This window comes from Moorena sp. SIO3B2 (assembly GCF_010692525.1).
Taxonomy (GTDB): Bacteria; Cyanobacteriota; Cyanobacteriia; order Cyanobacteriales; family Coleofasciculaceae; genus Moorena; species Moorena producens.
The window spans coordinates 1-1,925 of sequence record NZ_JAAHHE010000753.1 but is presented as its reverse complement, the minus strand read 5'-3'; the positions used below and the strand labels follow the sequence as shown (position 1 = coordinate 1,925).

Annotated in this window: 4 protein-coding genes; all 4 read left to right on the top strand. The window is 44.6% G+C overall.

The genetic code is table 11. The annotated features are described in order from the left end of the window. Positions 1-337 precede the first annotated feature (337 nt). The 4 genes from F6K38_RS40650 to F6K38_RS40635 all read left to right on the top strand — a co-directional run bounded on the left by F6K38_RS40650 (position 338) and on the right by F6K38_RS40635 (position 1,634). Positions 338-517, top strand: a complete 180-nt coding sequence (locus F6K38_RS40650; RefSeq protein ID WP_008184255.1) for a hypothetical protein — start codon at positions 338-340, stop codon at positions 515-517. Positions 518-685: 168 nt separating this feature from the next. Then, positions 686-817: a hypothetical protein gene (locus F6K38_RS40645; RefSeq protein ID WP_267872029.1), complete on the top strand. Its 132-nt coding sequence runs from the start codon at positions 686-688 to the stop codon at positions 815-817. Positions 818-984: 167 nt separating this feature from the next. Further along, entirely contained in the window at positions 985-1,341 is a 357-nt protein-coding gene (locus F6K38_RS40640) for an SH3 domain-containing protein (protein ID WP_287255543.1), read from the top strand. Between the two features lie 110 nt (positions 1,342-1,451). Then, the gene (locus tag F6K38_RS40635) at positions 1,452-1,634 is read left to right on the top strand and encodes a hypothetical protein (RefSeq protein WP_008184257.1); all 183 of its coding nucleotides are present in this window, start codon (positions 1,452-1,454) and stop codon (positions 1,632-1,634) included. Positions 1,635-1,925 lie beyond the last annotated feature (291 nt).

The window sequence follows — 1,925 nt, the reverse complement described above, 5'->3', positions numbered from 1 at the left end:
ATGCAATAGCGAGTGGTTTTGGGTCTGTGTGGGTCACCTGCGGGAGCACCGCTGTTTGCCCCGTGGAAACCACGGCAGTTGCTCATGGGGGGAACCCCCTTTGGCCTCACTGCCTCCCCTTTGGCCAACTGCATCGCTTTAAGAGAGCTGTCCGCCGTAACCCACCAATAGTCAGCGACTTAAGCGGTGATTAGATTCACTCTGATAAACAGTCTCTTAGGCCATGAGCTGATCAGCTCAAAAAAAAGGTACCCTCAAGGGTACTGTGAAGCCAGAGTTAGATCTGACATTCTAGAAATGTGTTGATTGAAATGAATTGCACCAAGAGGTAAAACCCATGCCTTACAAATACTCTAACCCCTGTGTGTTCCAAGTTCCGATCAAATTAGAAGTACCCATTGTTCTCGACATCGCTGTCGCTGCTAAGCGCAAGTGCTTTGACAAATATGAGGAAATGGAGATCGAAGAGGCGGAAGGTAACGAAACTACTGAGTCACCCGCACCTCCTACCACTTAGTCCCTTTAGGCATATTTGAAAGGAATCTTTAACGGCTGGCTTTGAATTAGTTCATAATAATTAATCCCTGAAACCCCCCTAGGCTGATCAAGCCAGGGGATTTTTTTTGCCAGTCTCGTGCTTGCTTTTAGGGATCACGGAGGAGGGAGCAGGCAGCAGGTAGCAGCGATGCAGCGAGATCTTAGTGGTTTTCACGCCAGTTGCTCATCTCCCCATCTCCCCATCTCCCCATCTCCCCATCTCCCTACTCCCTATTCCCTATTCCCTATTCCCTATTCCCCGCCCACAAGACCACCATAGACCAGTTTCTCAACTGTCTGTACTATAAACAGTGTTAACTATGGAAAAATAAGGCTTTATTGGTGTCAGCTTTAGGACTACTGATAAAGTGGCACTGTCTCCAATCACTCCAACTGTTATTTCTATTTTACTAGTAAATAAGAAACCTTGATGATTGGAGAAAACAAATGAAAAAAGCAATCTTCTTATTAGCTACAGCTGCTGCAATTACCGTCCCTACAACTGAGGCTTTTGCTCAGCATACTTTTCCTAGTGAGCGTTCCCACTGTCTAGCCACCCTAACTGCTAGCAACCCCGATTCTCGGATCACCTTACGTTCTGGACCAGGAACTAATTATAGAAGCTTGGGTTATGGTTTAGTGGGTGATAATGTCTACGTGCTGACAGCCACTCCTCCAGAGCCAGATTACAAAATAGACAGCTTTGGCTATGGTTGGCACAGAGTAGGTTTTCCAGTAAGTGGTGCCAAAGGATGGATTCGCGACGATTTACTCAAAGTCGAATGTGCTCCCATTAATGATTAAGTAGGTCTATAGGGAAAAAAGGTACCCTCAAGGGTACTGTAAAGCCAGGGTTAGATTTGACATTATATAAATGTGTTGATTGAAATTAATTGCACCAAGAGGTAAACCCCATGCCTTACAAATACCATAAACCCTGTGTGTTCCAAGTTCCGATCAAATTAGAAGTACCCATTGTGCTCGATCTAGCTGTAGGTGCTAAGCGTAAGTGCTTTACTAAATATGAGGAAATGGAGATCGAAGAGAACGGAGCGGGTACTGAGCCAGCCGAACCAGTTGCCACTTTGTATCCTTAGGAATCTTTGAAATGATTTTTTTACGGCTGGCTTTAAAATTCTGGGCATAAATTAATTCCTATCTCTCCTCTATATCCTCCCTCCTGAGCTCAGGAGGGAGGAGTTTTATTGTAGACCAAAACCTATATCCCCCCTAAGTTAGGCCAGACTATCATCAGTTGAAAAAAAGGTACCCTCAAGGGTACTGCCAAGCCAGGGTTAGATTTGACATTATATAAATGTGTTGATTGAAATTAATTACAGCAAGAGGTAAAACCCATGCCTTACAAATACCATAAACCCTGTGTGTTC